Source organism: Nocardioides sp. zg-1228, from assembly GCF_017086465.1.
Classification (GTDB): Bacteria; Actinomycetota; Actinomycetes; order Propionibacteriales; family Nocardioidaceae; genus Nocardioides.
In genome coordinates, this window is the sequence record NZ_CP070961.1 from 2,067,175 (window position 1) to 2,080,638 (window position 13,464).

Here is a 13,464-nt window from a genome sequence, read left to right on the forward strand (position 1 = left end):
GCGTGAGCCAGACGCTCCTCGCCGCCCTGGTCCAGGTCGCTCCGATCGCCGTGTTCCTGGTGGCGATCACGGTGACCGCCGAGGTCGCCCAGCTCGCCGGCGTGTTCGACGTGGCCGCCCACGCCCTCGCGCGGCGCGCCCGGCACCGCGTGCTGCTGCTGTGGCTCGCCTTCGCCGGCCTGGCCGTGGCCTGCACCGTCGTGCTCAGCCTCGACACCACCGCGGTCCTGCTCACGCCCGTCGGCATCGCCGTCGCCCGGCAGACCGGCATCGCACCGCTCCCCTTCGCCCTCACCACGCTCTGGATCGCCAACACCGGCTCGCTGCTGCTTCCGGTCTCCAACCTGACCAACCTGCTCGCCGTGCACCGGCTCGCCGACCTCGACGCCGGTCACGGCGACTACGTGCGGGCGGCGGCGCTCCCGGCGCTGGCGGCCGTCGCTGTCACGCTCCTCCTCATCGCCGTGCTGCAGCGCCGCGCGCTGCGCGGCACCTACGCGGTGGAGCCCCCGGCCGATCCCCACGACCGGGTGCTGCTCGTCGTCGCCGGCGGGGTGTGCCTGCTCATCGGTCCGCTCTTCGCGGTGGGCGCCCCTCCCGCTCTGGTGGCGCTGGGTTCGGCCGGCGTCCTCCTCGCCGTCCTCCGCTGGCGCGCGCCGGGCCTGGTGCGGGACGTCCGACCCCCGTGGCTGATGGCCGGCGCGTTCCTCGTGGTGGCGGGGCTGCTGCGGCTCGCGCAGGGCGAGGGGATGCTCGACTGGCTCGCACCGGCGTTCGGTGCCGGCACCCGGACCCTCGACCTGCTCCACCTGTCCGCCACCGCGGCGCTCGCGGCCAACGCCGTCAACAACCTCCCGGCCTACCTGCTCGTGGAGCCAGCGGCGTCCGACGACGTGCGCCGCCTCGTCGCGTCGCTGGTGGGGGTCAACGCCGGTGCCCTGGTCACCCCCTGGGCGTCGCTCGCCACGCTCCTGTGGCTGCAGCGCTGCCGGGCGGCCGGACTGCGGATCCCGCTGCTGCGCCTGGCCGCCTGGGGGGCGTTGTGCGCGACCCTCAGCGTGACCGCCGCCACCCTCGCGATCCGCTGAGCCGCGATACTCCCCCCCGGTGACGATCTCCCGCGACGACGTCCTCGCCGCCCGGCGCCGCATCGACGGCCGGGTGCGGCGCACTCCCCTGCTCGCCCCGGCCGGCAGCGACACGCTCTGGCTCGAGTGCGAGCACCTGCAGCACTGCGGCGTGTTCAAGACCCGCGGCGCCTACAACCGCCAGCTGGGCGCGCGCGAGCGCGGCGAGCTCGGCCCGGCCGGCGTCGTGGTCGCCTCAGGCGGCAACGCCGGGCTCGCCCAGGCGTGCTCGAGGACGAGCCGGGCATCGCGATCGTGGTGGCGGTCGGGGCGGCGGGCTCTACGCCGGCTCGGCGACCTCGCCGACGCCGCCCTCCGGGCCGAGCCGCCGGTCTCGGTCCTGGTGGGCGAGGACAACATCGTCGCGGCCCGCGACCTCTGGGCCGAGCACCGCATCGCGTCCGAGCACGGGGCGGCGACCGCGATGGCGGCGGTCCTCAGCGGGGCGTACGTCCCGCATGACGGCGGGCGGCTGACCAGCACACAGCAGCGGCGTGGCCCCGGAGGGCCACGCCGCTGTGGTTCGCGTTTTCGGGCCGACCCACTGTCTCTGGGGGGATCCGTGCCACGGCGGGAGGTCGAGGCACGGACGACACGGTGGTGGACCCAGCGGAACGCGGCCGCTCACCTCCTCAGCGTGCTCGCGGCCCGTGGTGTTACGGGCCGGGCACACCTTTTTCCCCTGGCCCGGACCTCGGGCTCAGTCGGCCTCCCAGTAGGGACCCGGGCGGTAGGGATCCGGCTCGATCGTGGTGACCGGCCGCCGCTCGGTCCGCCACACCGTGCGCCACGTGCCGTCGGGGTTGCGCACCTTGGTCGAGACGCGGAAGTTGAGGTAGGTCGTGGTGTAGGCGTTGCGGGAGTTGCGCTTGTTCTTCCACTGGTAGTCGAAGTTCTTGAGGTACTTCCGCGCCACCCGCTTGCCTTGGATGGTGAAGAGGAGCTCGTCGTTGCCGGGGCTCAGGCTGGCCCAGTTGGACGACCCGGTGAGCACCAGGTGGGAGTCGGGCACGCCGTTGTAGGTGCCCTGGACGACGAGGTACTTCTGGTGGCTGTAGTAGCTCAGGATCAGGTCGTCCTTGCCGTCCTTGTTGAGGTCGTAGTTGTCGTCGGGGTTGAAGTCGAGCCCGGTCGAGCGGAGCGGGATCCGCCCCCGCGGCGTGGGCGCGCCGATGACGCGCTTGGTGTGGTAGCCGATGAGCCCGTAGCTGACCCGCACCTGGCAGCCCTCGATGTACTTCTGCCGGATGGCCGCGGCGAGGTAGTCGCCCCGCCTGCCGCGCATCGTGTGCATCGACAGCGCCAGCCGGGTGCGCTTCTGACCGCCGGCCGCGTCCGGGGTCAGGCACTGCACCTTGCCCAGCGTGTCGAGGATCAGGTCGTTCTTGGCCCCCGACGGCTTGGGCATGATCCACGCGGTGTGCTTGTCGACCGAGTCGTCGCACACGCCGAGCCGGGGCGTCCCGCAGAAGAACTGCGGGGGCTGGCGGGTGTCGTAATCCTTCTTCATGTCGTTGAACAGCCGCACGAACTGCCGGAACAGCTCATGGTCGCCGGAGGTGAAGTAGAGGTCGTTCCACTGGTGGATGTTGGCGTTCTGGGTCATGTTGGCCGAGCCGACGGCGAGCACGTCCGTGGAGCGACCGGCGCGGGAGAACGTGTAGAACTTGGTGTGCAGGTTGTTGTACTCGTTCCTCTTGCTCCGGCACCCGGCCTTGCAGCGGTAGATGAAGCTGCTGTTGCTGCGCTTGGCGCCGATCTCGCGCCGGATGGCCAGCATCGCCCTCGTGTACTGGTGGTCGTTGAGGAGCATCTGCACCTTCACGCCCCGACGGTGGGCGGCGATCAGCGCCCTCGCGACCGGCATCCGGTCGAACGAGTACACCGCGATCCTGATCGTCGACCCCTTGGGCGCGTGGTTGATCGTGTCGATCACCCGGCGTTCGATCCGGTAGTGCCCCTTCTTGAGGTGCGGGTCGTTGAAGAACGGACCCTGCGGCGCCTTCCACCTCTTGCGCTTCGCCCGGGCGGCCTGGTCGGCCGGGTCGGTCTGGGCAGCCGCCGCCCGTTCCGCCGTGGACCCCGGGCTGCCCCCGGGAGCGGCCGCGGCCGTAGGCACGACGGCCTCCGGGGTGCCCAGCACCAGGGCCAGGGTGAGCAGGACCAACAACCTCGACACGTACACGCCTTCCTGACCGCCACCGTCGGGTGGCGTCGTCACGCTCAGGCCCCGTCCCACACATCGCTGCGCGAGCACGGCCGGGGCACGTCGACCGGGCCCAGCGGTTCGCAGACCCGGTCCGTCCGACAAGAGGAGACGGCGCCGGGCCACGGAAAGTTGCGCACGGATCGCATCCGATCCGGCGCGGGCCGGCTACCCGGCGGCCGGGCCCCCCGCTCCGGCCGCCGACGGCGCCCCCTCGGGCACCTCGACCTCGCCATCCCGCGCGCGGCTGATCGCGCCCAGCACCGAGAGCGTGAAGCCGACGAAGGCGACCCAGCCCCATCCCGCGCGCGGCTGGTCGCCGACCAGCATCAGCCCCACGACGCCGGCGACGACGAGCGCATAGGTCGACGGACTCCGCACGAGCGCCGGCACCGCGTCGAGGACGTGGGCCGGGGACAGGTCGCCAGGCAGCATCCGTGACGCCACCGCCGTGGCGCCGTACGCCAGGCCGGCCACCGACCCCAGCGCCGTGGCGCCGCGCGCCGCCGATGCGGGCCAGGAGTGGGGCGTGCTCGTGGCCGCGGTCGTCCTCGGCGTCGCGGCGGTGCCAGTAAGAACCCCAGGCCGTCCAGCCCCACGCCCAGGAGGTAGCGCCAGGACCGCAGCAGCCGCCCCAGGAGTCGCGGGTCGAGGCCTTCGCCTGCGGTGGTGCCGCGAGCAGCCATCGCCTGCAGCACCGATCCGAGGCCGTAGCAGCAGGCAGCCGCGAACGCGGTGAGGAGACCGAGTGCCACCCAGCGACGCCAACCCAGGTGCGGCAGCGGGGACAGCGCGTGCCGGCTCCCCCTCTCCCCACCCGGACGTGCGCGAGGTGCGCATGTCGCCGGGGCGAACCTGCACGAGGCGGTGCTGCAGGCACTCCGCAAGATCGCCGACGACATCGAGGGGAACTCATCCGCCCGACCTATCAACGAAGCACGTTCGACCCTCTTCGTCGAAAGTGGAGACAAGCCCCAGCTCCCCCAGGACTGGGGTCGCGCTCGTTTCGGACAGTGCGCTCGTGCGGGGGCCCGGCTTGAGCCCCCGCACAGCGTAACCATCACGGTCCGGGCTCGTTGCACCGGAGAGACCCCAGAACGTCACCACGGTTGCCAGCAACCCAACGTGGCGCGCCAACACCCAGGGAACCCTCTTTGGGACCGGAACGGCGACTGAGCCGTTCCCCCACGAATCGCAACACGGAACACCCAACACCTGAAGGGCAAGACATTGCAGAAGCGCAACATCATCACCGGCCTCATCCTCGCGGGAGCGCTCGTCATCGGTGGCACGGGCGGCGCAGTCGCCGGTGACCTCATCGGCAGCAAGGACATCCGTGACGGCTCGGTCAAGGTGAAGGACATCGCCCCCGGCGCGGTCGAGAAGTTCACCGCCTCCACCAAGGGGGTCCCCGGCCCGGTCGGTCCGGTCGGCCCCAAGGGCGCGGACGGCAAGGACGGTGCCAAGGGCGACCCCGGCAACGCGCTCGTCGGTGCGAAGTACCGCACGCTGACCTACATCAACGGCGGTGGCGGATCGGCCACCGTGGCGTGTGACGACGACCCGACGGTCTCCCAGACCTACACGGCCATCGCGGGCGGCGTGCAGGGCGGCACCGTGGACACGCAGGACGACGGCTTCGTGGTGAACTCGTCGTTCCCCGGTCGCATGAACTGGGACACCGGCACCCCGCGTCCGGGTCGCCTCGACGGCTGGATCGTCCTCGGCAACGGGCAGCAGACCAGCACGCTGACCGTCTGGGCGCTGTGCGTCCCCAACACCAGCATCACCGTGGACGCCGGGACCATCAACAACTGACACCGGCCATCACGACCGGCCGTCGGGGAATCTCTCCGAAGGCTCGGGCGAGACAACCTCCTTCCTGGACGGACCGGCGGGCCGCGCCCACCGCCTGAGAGGAGATTCGCGGGGGAGTTCTCCTCTCACCCAGCAGGGCCCCGGTGCCACGACATGGCGCCGGGGCCCTGCCTCCTTTTCCGCCACACCTGTTGGAAGGGCTACGAGACGACTGGACCCCAAGGCGGGGCCATCCGCATGCCGCCGGCGCCGACCTGCGGAAACCAGCGCGATTGCGCGGCCCCACTTGACTGCGGGCCACGTGTGATCGTGCGGAACCCAGAACGCCGAGCTTGGCCCTGAAATGACCCTGAACGTGGGGTCCAGGTGGTCAAACGGCCAAGGCCATTGCGGACGCAAACAGGGCTCTGACCTGCGGTCTTTGCAGATCAGAGCCCTGTTTCTCTCGGTCGGGGTGACAGGATTTGAACCTGCGACCCCTTGGCCCGCAGCGTGTGCGCACGCCCCCGTCGTGGGGTTTGCTCTCGAATGACACATGGTGCCTCTGACCTGCGGAAACTCGAACTCCACGTTCGGGGATGGACTGGCGCCCTTGATCCGCTCCGCTCGGCTTTGGCGGTTTGCGCTGCCGTTTTCGGTACATGAACGCGCCACGGTTCAATCCCCGTCGTCAGGCTTGAGGCGACGTCGCACAATCACTTGCTGCAGCAACGCTTGAAGCCACCGGCCCCTGCTTGGCCCGCCTACACGGGGTCACGTGCACAGTCCCTCCAGGAGGGCGGAGGCACGGAACAGGGCTACGGATCGCGCGGTGATGCTGGCCTCGCGTTGGGCGAGCCGGTGACTCCTCGGTCTACCAACACGAGCTCGAGTCGACCGGCCACGCCCTGCTGGGTCAGGTGCTCCAACATCAACTCGCTGGCCCGGTTCTCGTGGGTGGAGGCGGGAACCACCATTGCGGCCACCGGAAGACCGGTGACGTCAACGGCCACGACACGCTTCGCGCCCTTGGTGCGGCCGTAGGGGCCGCCTCGGTTGTGGAACGTGAACCCGCCGTTCGATGCTCCGCGTGCGAGGTGGGTGTCGATGACGACCATTGAGGGCGCCTGCTCTGCCCTTCCGTTCTGTTGGCACGCGCGGCTGCGTGCAGCAACGTCAGGGCCTGCGCCCAGGTGCCGTCCCGGAACCAGCGGCGGAACTGCGACCAGACATGGGTCCACGGCCCGAACGACTCCGGAAGGTACCGCCACTGGCAACCGGTCTGGGCGATGTACAGCATCGCGTCCACCACGCCCGAAGGTCATGGGCGTGCCTGCGACCGCGCTTGCCCGGCGCGTTGAAGACAGGCGCTAGCAGGTCCCACTGCTCATCGGTCAGCTCACTTGGGTACGGCATGGCCCGCACGGTGACGACACCACTCGTCCAGACGATCGGGACACACTCAGTCAGTCCGACTGGGCTGCGATAGGGGACTCGACCTTGCGAAGACTGACAGCGGCCATCGCTGCGACGGCGGCCATGACGACTGCACTCACCCACGCCGCGGCTCCGAACCCGTCCATGAAGGCCGACGTGGCAGTCGCGACGAGCTCGCTGCCGGCCCCGGCCGGCAGGTCGCGTCCCATATCGACGGCTGCGGCCAGTGTCTCCGGCGGGGCGCTGACACCGGCGTCGGCGTACTGATCACCGGCGCGCTCCGAGCTGAAGAAGGCGGCGCCGATGCTGCCGAGTGCTGCGATGCCCAGGGCAACCCCCAGCCCTGTGCTGGTCGTCGGGCTGACAGGATTTAGACCTGCTGGCTCGGTGCGCACGTTTCTCCTGGGTGTCGCCGTCCCAAGCGGCCTCGCGCGGTGGAGTGGGGCACACCTCTCTCGCGGCCGGGACGGGCGACCCGCACGCAAGCGATCTGCGCGCTGGTCCGGCCGTGCGGCGGTGGACCTGCCGGTCCGCCAGCCCGCGCGGTCTCAGCTGGTTTTCAGCAAAGATCGTCAGGCACGACGAAGCCCGACTCGTAGGCGCGAATAACCGCCTGCGTCCGGTCACGGACTCCTAGTTTCGCCAGCACGGCCGCCACGTGCGTCTTCACCGTCTCCACGCCGAGGTGGAGCGTCGCGGCGATCTCCGGGTTGGACAGGCCTCGAGCCATCGCCCGCAGCACCTCCTCCTCCCGTGCCGACAAGCGAGCCAGGTCGGGACCGCTCGCGCTCGGTTGCCGCGACCGTTGCCGCACCAGCTCGCGGAGCTTGGCGGGGAACAGAAGGGTGTCCGGTTGGACGGCCAGGCGTACGGCCGCGACGACGTCGTTAGCAGGGGCGCGCTTGAGCAGGTAGCCGCGGGCGCCCGCCAGCAGGGCGTCGTAGACGTGGTCGTCATTCTCGAACGTCGTCAGCACGATCACTGCGGGTGGCCGGTTGCCTGCAGTGATGGTTCGGGTGGCGGTGATGCCGTCGACCCGGGGCATCCGGATGTCCATCAGCACGACGTCGGGGCGCAGCCGGCCGACCTGGGACACCGCCTCGGCGCCGTCCTCCGCCTCGCCCACGACGTCGAGGTCGTCCTCCGTCGAGAGCGTGACAGTAATGCCGCGACGCACCAGGGGCTCGTCGTCAACGAGCAGCACCCGCGTCATCGTGCGGTCCTGATGGGCAGCACCACGCGCAAGCGCCAGCCGTCGTCTGTCGGGCCAGCGGTCGCGTGGCCGCCGATCGCCGTGACCCGTTCCCGGATTCCTCGGAGGCCATGACCGCGCCGGTCCCCCATCCGTCGGGGAGGGGGCGCGGACGTGTTCGTGACCTCGAGAGTGAGAGCACCCCCAGTCCGATCGAGGCGGACCCGACACGGTCCGGAACCGTGGCGCAGGACGTTGGACAAGGCCTCCTGAGCCACCCGGTAGAGCTCCCGGGAGACGACCGGGGGTACGGCGTCGTCAGCGTCGCCAGACCGGTCCTCCATGGTCACGTCCAGGCCAGCGCGGCGGGCGGCAGCGACCAGGTCGACGAGGTCAGCGAGGTCCGGGGTCGGTCGTCGCGTCGTCTCCTCCACCCGCAGCAGCCCCAGCACGTGGTCCAGCTCGCCCGCCGCCTGTCGGGCGGCGCTCTCGATCGCCGCCAGCGCCTCGGCGACGAAGCCGGGATCGGAGTGCTGCACCCGGGCTGCCGCAGCGGCCTGCACGGTCACCAGGCTCAGCGCGTGACCGACGCTGTCGTGGATCTCGCGGGCGATCCGGTGTCGCTCGCCCAGCTCCGTCGCCTCCCGCTCCAACCGGTCCACCCGCTCGCGGAGCGACGGTCCGAGCAGCAGAGGAGCCAGCCGGCGCAGCCCAGCCGCCAACAACGCCCCGAGCGCCGGAACGGCAAGGACTGAGGGGAGCACCAACCATGGGCTCTGTTGGAAAGCCAGGAACGGGACCGGCCCCGTCCAAAGGACCAGGGCCGCTCCCGCCAGGACGTGCGCCCACAGCCAGCCCACGCTCCGCCAGCGGTCGTGCCACTGGGTGGACGCCTGCGGGAGCCCGCCGAAGAAGGACACCGCGAGCATCGACTCGGATGCGGTGCCCTCGATCCGTCGTACGGCGGGCAGGGCCCCCACCGCCAGCACCAGGAGCGAACCGATCAGCACGCCGATGGTCACGACGAGCGGCTGCGCAAGTGCAGTGGCCTGGCCCACCGCGGCGGCGAGAAGGGCCGCGAGCATCGTGAACGCCAGGGCCAGGGCCGCGCCGAGCATGACGAACGCCACTCCGAGCAGGGCGCCCGGTCCCAGCACGGCGGTCGCCGCTCGGCGCAGGCTGCTCACCGGGCCATCGTCTCAGGTTCTTGCCCCCGACCGGCTCCCTCGCACGGGGGAGTGCGTGCGGCGGATCGCCGACCGACCGACCCCAGCCCGGAAATCCCGACGCGAGGGAGCGCTGTCCCCCGCGCGGGGGAATCGGCTCCCGCGCCGCGGTGGTGCTGTGGGGTGCATGACTGATACCCATGCCTGCTTCGAGCCGGTTGACGCCTCCGTCGACACAGACGGCGCGTCATCGAGGGTCCACGCGTCCGAGTCGTCCCGGCCGTCCACGTCCGGGTCGGCGGCCTTTCGTCGACTCTGGCGCCAGTGGCCTCGGTGGACCGCGTGGGGTGCCATCGTCTGGTCGGCGGTGTTCGCGACATTCGGGGCAGTGTGGTGGGCCGGCTGGCAGTGGTACCCATTCGCGACCGTCCACGAAGACCGCTCGAGCGCCTCGCTCTTCGAGGGGGCGCCGCCGCACGTCATGGGCCCCCTGTTCCTGGTGCTCGGCGTGGTCGGCGTCGCCAGCGGCTTCGTCATGCTCCAAGAGCACGTCGGCCCGGCACTGCGTCGCGCCGCAACCGGGTACGGCGCCGGCGCTGCCGTGCTGTTCGCCGGCGTAATGTCGGACTACACGCCACTCACCACGCTGGTGATGTGGCCGGCGATGCTGGTGTTCGCCTTCACCGGAGTCCCCGGCGCGCAGGACGGCATCGGCGACATCCTGTATTGGCACCGAGTGAACGTGCTGCTGATCTTCGTCGGAGGGTTGCTGTGGGCGGGAGCGACGCTCGGCCACTACCGCCGTACCCAGGGGGCGTGCAGTCGTTGCGGGCGCGGTGGGCTCCGGCCAGAGCCCACGACCGAACGGTTACTGCGCTGGGGCAGGGCAGGGGTCTGGGTGGCAGTGCTGTCGACGGTCCCGTACGACATCACCCGGCTCGCCTGGTTCCTCGGCTGGCCGCTAGGCCTGTCCGACCCGTTGTACGACAGCCTCGCGGCGACCCCCGGCCTGCTCGCCATCGGGCTGGTGCTCGGGCTGGTCTCGACGGGAGGGGCGATGCTCACGCACGGACTGATCGCCGCGTGGGGAGAGCGGTTCCCGAGCTGGGTGCCGCGACTCGCCCGCAGAAGAGTCCCGGTAATGCTGGCGGTCATCCCGGCAGCCACCGTCACGGTGACAATTCCCGCAGCGTCGGTCATGTTCCTCAACCCCCGGGTCAACGACGGGTTCTCAGCCGAGAACTGGAGCACCTGGGCCCCCAGCCTGATCTGGCTGTTCTGGGCGGTCGGGTTGGGGGTGGCCACGTACTGCTACTGGCTGCGTCGTCGGGGGCCGTGCCAGCACTGCGAGCGCACGGACGGACGGACTTGCGATGATCTTCCTGATCGACAAGGCCGCATCAGGTGACTCGACCTGGCGGGACGTGTGCGACGCCGTCGCTATGGGGAACCTACGACAGCGGAAATAGGGCCACTCCCGCTCGGCGAGCGGCACACGCGCGCACCAGAACTGTTCCTCGCCAGGCTGGCGGCGGTGCCGGAGAGCTGTGGACGATCGATCAGGTCGCCGCACTCTCCCGACACCGCGGCCCGCGTCCTAGGACACTCCTCCTCCGTGATCACCAAGGAGTACTACATCGAAAGGGACCGGTCAGCGCCCGACGTGACGCACCTTCTGCAGAGCTTCGCCGGCCGGAAGACGACGACCCCGCCGAGCGAGTGAGTCTGCGGACTACGCCCGATGACCACTCCAGGAACGAACGTCCGCAGGGCTCCCCAGACCGAGGCAAAGCCGGTCATGCGACAGAGTTTTCGGGACATAAACGTGGCACGAGGCGATTTGGCTCGAAACGCAAGTAGCCCCTGATCAGCGTTTCCGCTGGTCAGGGGCTACTTCTCGGTCGGGCTGACAGGATTTGAACCTGCGACCCCTTGACCCCCAGATTCGCGCAGGGGGTCCAGCCACGTCTGTCGGTGGACAGTCCCGTGGTTGCGTTTCCGCAGGCCAGACGGTGTTTTGAGTCCAGCGGCGGCGAATGGCGTCCAACCCCGTCTAGGGGCCGTCTTGCGACCGGACTGCTACCAAAACTGCTACCAACTCCTACCGGCGCGGCGCCCGTGGCTCACCCCAGTCCGAGACTGTCCCCCAGTGCATCGGCCAGACCCTGACGGCTGGCCGCAGTGACGTGGCTGTAGACCTCCAACGTGATGACCTTGGAGGAATGCCCCAGCAACTCCGATACCGCCGCCAAGTCGTGACCCTGGCTCAACAGGGTGGTCGCCACGGTGTGCCGCAGAGTGTGCGGCGTGGCCTCCGGGCACCCGGCCCGCACCGCCAACGATTTGAACCGGCGCCCCACGTTGCGTGGGTCCAGCGGCGTCCCCACCTCCGTTGTAAACACCCGGTCGTCGTCCTGCCATGCGGCGCCAGCCGCCAGCCGCTGGACCGCCTGTGCGGCCTTGTGGGTGCGAAGGCGTGTCACCACGGGCCGACTCAGGGACAGAGTGCGCCGAGACTGTGCCGTCTTCGGTTCGTTCTCCACCAGTCCGACTCCGTCCACCCGGCCCAACGTGCGACGGACCCGCACCACCGCGGCGTCTAGGTCAACGTCGGACCACCGCAGTGCGAGCGCTTCCCCGCGCCGCATTCCGGTCCCGGCGAGCAACGTCCACAACGCGGCCAGCGGGTCGTGCTGGGCGAGCGCTAGCAGTGTGTGCAGTTGCTCCTGTTCCAAATGGGGCGCCTCCCGGGCCGGAAGACGGGGACGCCGGACCGCAACCACCGGGTTGACCGCCAGAAGCCGGTCCCGCACCGCCGTGTCGAACATGGCCCGCATGGCCGCGTACACCGACCGCCGGGTGGACGGCCCTAGCGTCGCCTCCAACGCGACCAGCACCGCCTCCACGTCCGCGCCGGTGACCTTCCCCAGCTGGTACTCCCCCAGTCGCGGGACGACGTGTTTGGTCAACAGCGACCGGTAGAGGGCCTGGGTGCTGGCACGACGGCCGGATGCGGGCAGGGACGTTTCGATCCACTGCTGCGCGTACGACGCGACCGTGGCCCGCGAGTCCGACGCCGGACCTCCCGCCATGACGCGGGCGATCTTGTCCCGTCGAGCGGCGCGGGCTGCCGCCCTGGTCTTCGCCTTGACGACCTGGCGGCGGCCATCGACGTGGTAGGTCGCCACCCACCGGCCGTCGCCGGACTGCTGGTAGACGCTGCCTTCGGTGATCCTCATTGCGTTCTCTTTCCTCGTGGGTCGGGGGGCAGGAACCCGCGGCGACGTGCCTCGCGGGTCCACCGGTGGATCGTCGTGACGGGCACGCCGTTGCGCTCGGCCAGAAAGGTGGCGGGCGCACGGGCCTGACCGTGTCGCTTCGCGAAGGTGAAGACCTTGGCGAACTGTTGGTACCAGTCGTCCGTCCCGTCGGGACGACCGATTTCGTAGAAGGGCGGCACGTCGGTCGGAAGCAGGACGCTTGCACCCATCTCTGCGTTGACCAGAGACTCCGAGAACGGGAAGGCCCGTACGTCGGCTCCGCCGAGGTCAGTGCCGGTGAAGGTCAACCGGACCAGCCGCAGCCCGCCGCCGGGGTCCACTTCATATAGCGCTTCGACGTGTGCGCCGGTCGTGAGGAACTGCGACGACTCGACCGTCAGGGGGTTCTTTCGTCTAGCCACGTCCACGACGGTACCAGTTCCGCTGATCTAGTTGCACAGTTCTGCACGACTACGCGATCATGTGGACTACCCCTTCCGAGAGGAGGCCAACCCCATGGCCACACGCACCCTGGGCGGGCTGCCCGCCCTGCTGACGGTCGAACAGGTCGCCCAACAGCTGGGGATCAGTCGGGCACGCGTCTACCAACTCATCCGCCCGAACGACGACGGCACCGGTCCGCAGATTCCCAGCGTCACCGTCGGGAGACTGCGCAGAGTGGCCGCCGCGGACCTGATCGCGTACATCGACGGCCTGCGGGTCGAGACGACGTCCTGACGGCGGCCGACCATGACCACCGTTCGGTCGGACTGGCGCGTCGCCACCCTCCCGCCCGACTACCTGCGGCAGTTCAGCCGCCGGATGGTCCAGGACGCCGTCGCCGAAGCGACCGCCGCCTACTGGCGCCGTCGCACCGGCGCGTTCGAGCGCGCCCGCCCTGCCGCCGTGGACGTGTGAGGTTCACCCATGACCTGGTCCCGCTTGTCCGACACGTTCAACATGGACCCCCGCCTACTGGAATGCTCCCGTTCGGCCCGCCTACTGCACGTTGAAGCGCTGGTGTGGTGCAACCAGCAACTGACGGACGGCCGACTCCCGTACGGCGCCCTGAGCCGAATCACAGACGCCGACTCTCCCGACGCCGCGGTGGCCGAACTGACGGCCGTGGGCCTGTGGGAGCCCATCTCAGGGGCACCGGCCTGGCAGGTCGACTGGTCCGACCAGCTGGGGGCCGAGGAAGTCCTGGAGGCACGCGCCCGGAACGCCGAACGGCAGAAGCGGTTTCGAGACCGCCGACGACGCCACGAAGACGGGGACC

13 protein-coding genes are annotated in these 13,464 nt (G+C 70.2%); 5 read left to right on the forward strand and 8 right to left on the reverse strand.

Annotated features, from left to right (window positions below):
- Positions 1-2: 2 nt before the first annotated feature.
- Positions 3-1,088, forward strand: coding sequence for an SLC13 family permease (locus tag JX575_RS09875; RefSeq protein ID WP_186342240.1), 1,086 nt, complete (start codon positions 3-5; stop codon positions 1,086-1,088).
- A gap of 739 nt (positions 1,089-1,827) precedes the next feature.
- Here the strand turns inward: JX575_RS09875 and JX575_RS09885 are convergent.
- Together JX575_RS09885 and JX575_RS09890 are read right to left on the reverse strand one after the other, a co-directional pair.
- On the reverse strand, positions 1,828-3,306 hold the full coding sequence (locus tag JX575_RS09885) for a phospholipase D-like domain-containing protein (protein ID WP_186342241.1): 1,479 nt from the start codon (positions 3,304-3,306) through the stop codon (positions 1,828-1,830).
- Positions 3,307-3,501: 195 nt separating this feature from the next.
- Positions 3,502-3,768, reverse strand: coding sequence for a hypothetical protein (locus tag JX575_RS09890; protein WP_186342242.1), 267 nt, complete (start codon positions 3,766-3,768; stop codon positions 3,502-3,504).
- A gap of 795 nt (positions 3,769-4,563) precedes the next feature.
- Between JX575_RS09890 and JX575_RS09895 the strand changes: the two genes are divergently transcribed.
- Positions 4,564-5,151, forward strand: a complete 588-nt coding sequence (locus JX575_RS09895) for a hypothetical protein (protein WP_186342243.1) — start codon at positions 4,564-4,566, stop codon at positions 5,149-5,151.
- Positions 5,152-5,948: 797 nt separating this feature from the next.
- On the opposite strand, the gene JX575_RS09900 is transcribed toward JX575_RS09895, so the two are convergent.
- The 4 genes from JX575_RS09900 to JX575_RS09920 form a co-directional block, all read right to left on the reverse strand.
- Positions 5,949-6,248 (reverse strand): transposase, encoded by a 300-nt coding sequence (locus JX575_RS09900; RefSeq protein ID WP_186342244.1) that lies wholly within the window; start codon positions 6,246-6,248, stop codon positions 5,949-5,951.
- 348 nt (positions 6,249-6,596) lie between these two features.
- Complete coding sequence (locus JX575_RS09910) at positions 6,597-6,962, reverse strand: hypothetical protein (RefSeq protein ID WP_186342245.1); 366 nt, start codon at positions 6,960-6,962, stop codon at positions 6,597-6,599.
- Positions 6,963-7,126: 164 nt separating this feature from the next.
- Entirely contained in the window at positions 7,127-7,780 is a 654-nt protein-coding gene (locus tag JX575_RS09915) for a response regulator transcription factor (protein WP_186342246.1), read from the reverse strand.
- A complete protein-coding gene (locus JX575_RS09920) occupies positions 7,777-8,889 on the reverse strand; it encodes a histidine kinase (RefSeq protein ID WP_206054357.1) in 1,113 nt (370 codons plus the stop codon). Before JX575_RS09920 ends, JX575_RS09915 begins: the two co-directional genes overlap by 4 nt.
- Positions 8,890-9,292: 403 nt before the next feature.
- Between JX575_RS09920 and JX575_RS09925 the strand changes: the two genes are divergently transcribed.
- Entirely contained in the window at positions 9,293-10,333 is a 1,041-nt protein-coding gene (locus JX575_RS09925) for an NYN domain-containing protein (RefSeq protein WP_186342248.1), read from the forward strand.
- A gap of 715 nt (positions 10,334-11,048) precedes the next feature.
- Here JX575_RS09925 and JX575_RS09930 read toward each other — a convergent pair.
- Positions 11,049-12,164 (reverse strand): site-specific integrase, encoded by a 1,116-nt coding sequence (locus JX575_RS09930; RefSeq protein ID WP_186342249.1) that lies wholly within the window; start codon positions 12,162-12,164, stop codon positions 11,049-11,051.
- Entirely contained in the window at positions 12,161-12,607 is a 447-nt protein-coding gene (locus JX575_RS09935; protein WP_186342250.1) for a hypothetical protein, read from the reverse strand. Before JX575_RS09935 ends, JX575_RS09930 begins: the two co-directional genes overlap by 4 nt.
- Before the next feature lie 94 nt (positions 12,608-12,701).
- Here JX575_RS09935 and JX575_RS09940 point away from each other — a divergent pair, with 94 nt between their 5' ends.
- Positions 12,702-12,923, forward strand: coding sequence for a helix-turn-helix domain-containing protein (locus tag JX575_RS09940; RefSeq protein ID WP_186342251.1), 222 nt, complete (start codon positions 12,702-12,704; stop codon positions 12,921-12,923).
- A gap of 12 nt (positions 12,924-12,935) precedes the next feature.
- Positions 12,936-13,103, forward strand: coding sequence for a hypothetical protein (locus JX575_RS09945; protein ID WP_186342252.1), 168 nt, complete (start codon positions 12,936-12,938; stop codon positions 13,101-13,103).
- Positions 13,104-13,464: the final 361 nt, after the last annotated feature.

What these genes read in the sequence shown, in the direction of transcription:
- JX575_RS09890 (WP_186342242.1), bottom strand. Translation starts at nt 3,768, where the DNA reads ATGCTGCCTGGCGACCTGTCCCCGGCCCACGTCCTCGACGCGGTGCCG.
- JX575_RS09900 (WP_186342244.1), bottom strand. Translation starts at nt 6,248, where the DNA reads ATGGTCGTCATCGACACCCACCTCGCACGCGGAGCATCGAACGGCGGG.
- JX575_RS09915 (WP_186342246.1), bottom strand. Translation starts at nt 7,780, where the DNA reads ATGACGCGGGTGCTGCTCGTTGACGACGAGCCCCTGGTGCGTCGCGGC.
- JX575_RS09930 (WP_186342249.1), bottom strand. Translation starts at nt 12,164, where the DNA reads ATGAGGATCACCGAAGGCAGCGTCTACCAGCAGTCCGGCGACGGCCGG.
- JX575_RS09940 (WP_186342251.1), top strand. Translation starts at nt 12,702, where the DNA reads ATGGCCACACGCACCCTGGGCGGGCTGCCCGCCCTGCTGACGGTCGAA.
- JX575_RS09945 (WP_186342252.1), top strand. Translation starts at nt 12,936, where the DNA reads ATGACCACCGTTCGGTCGGACTGGCGCGTCGCCACCCTCCCGCCCGAC.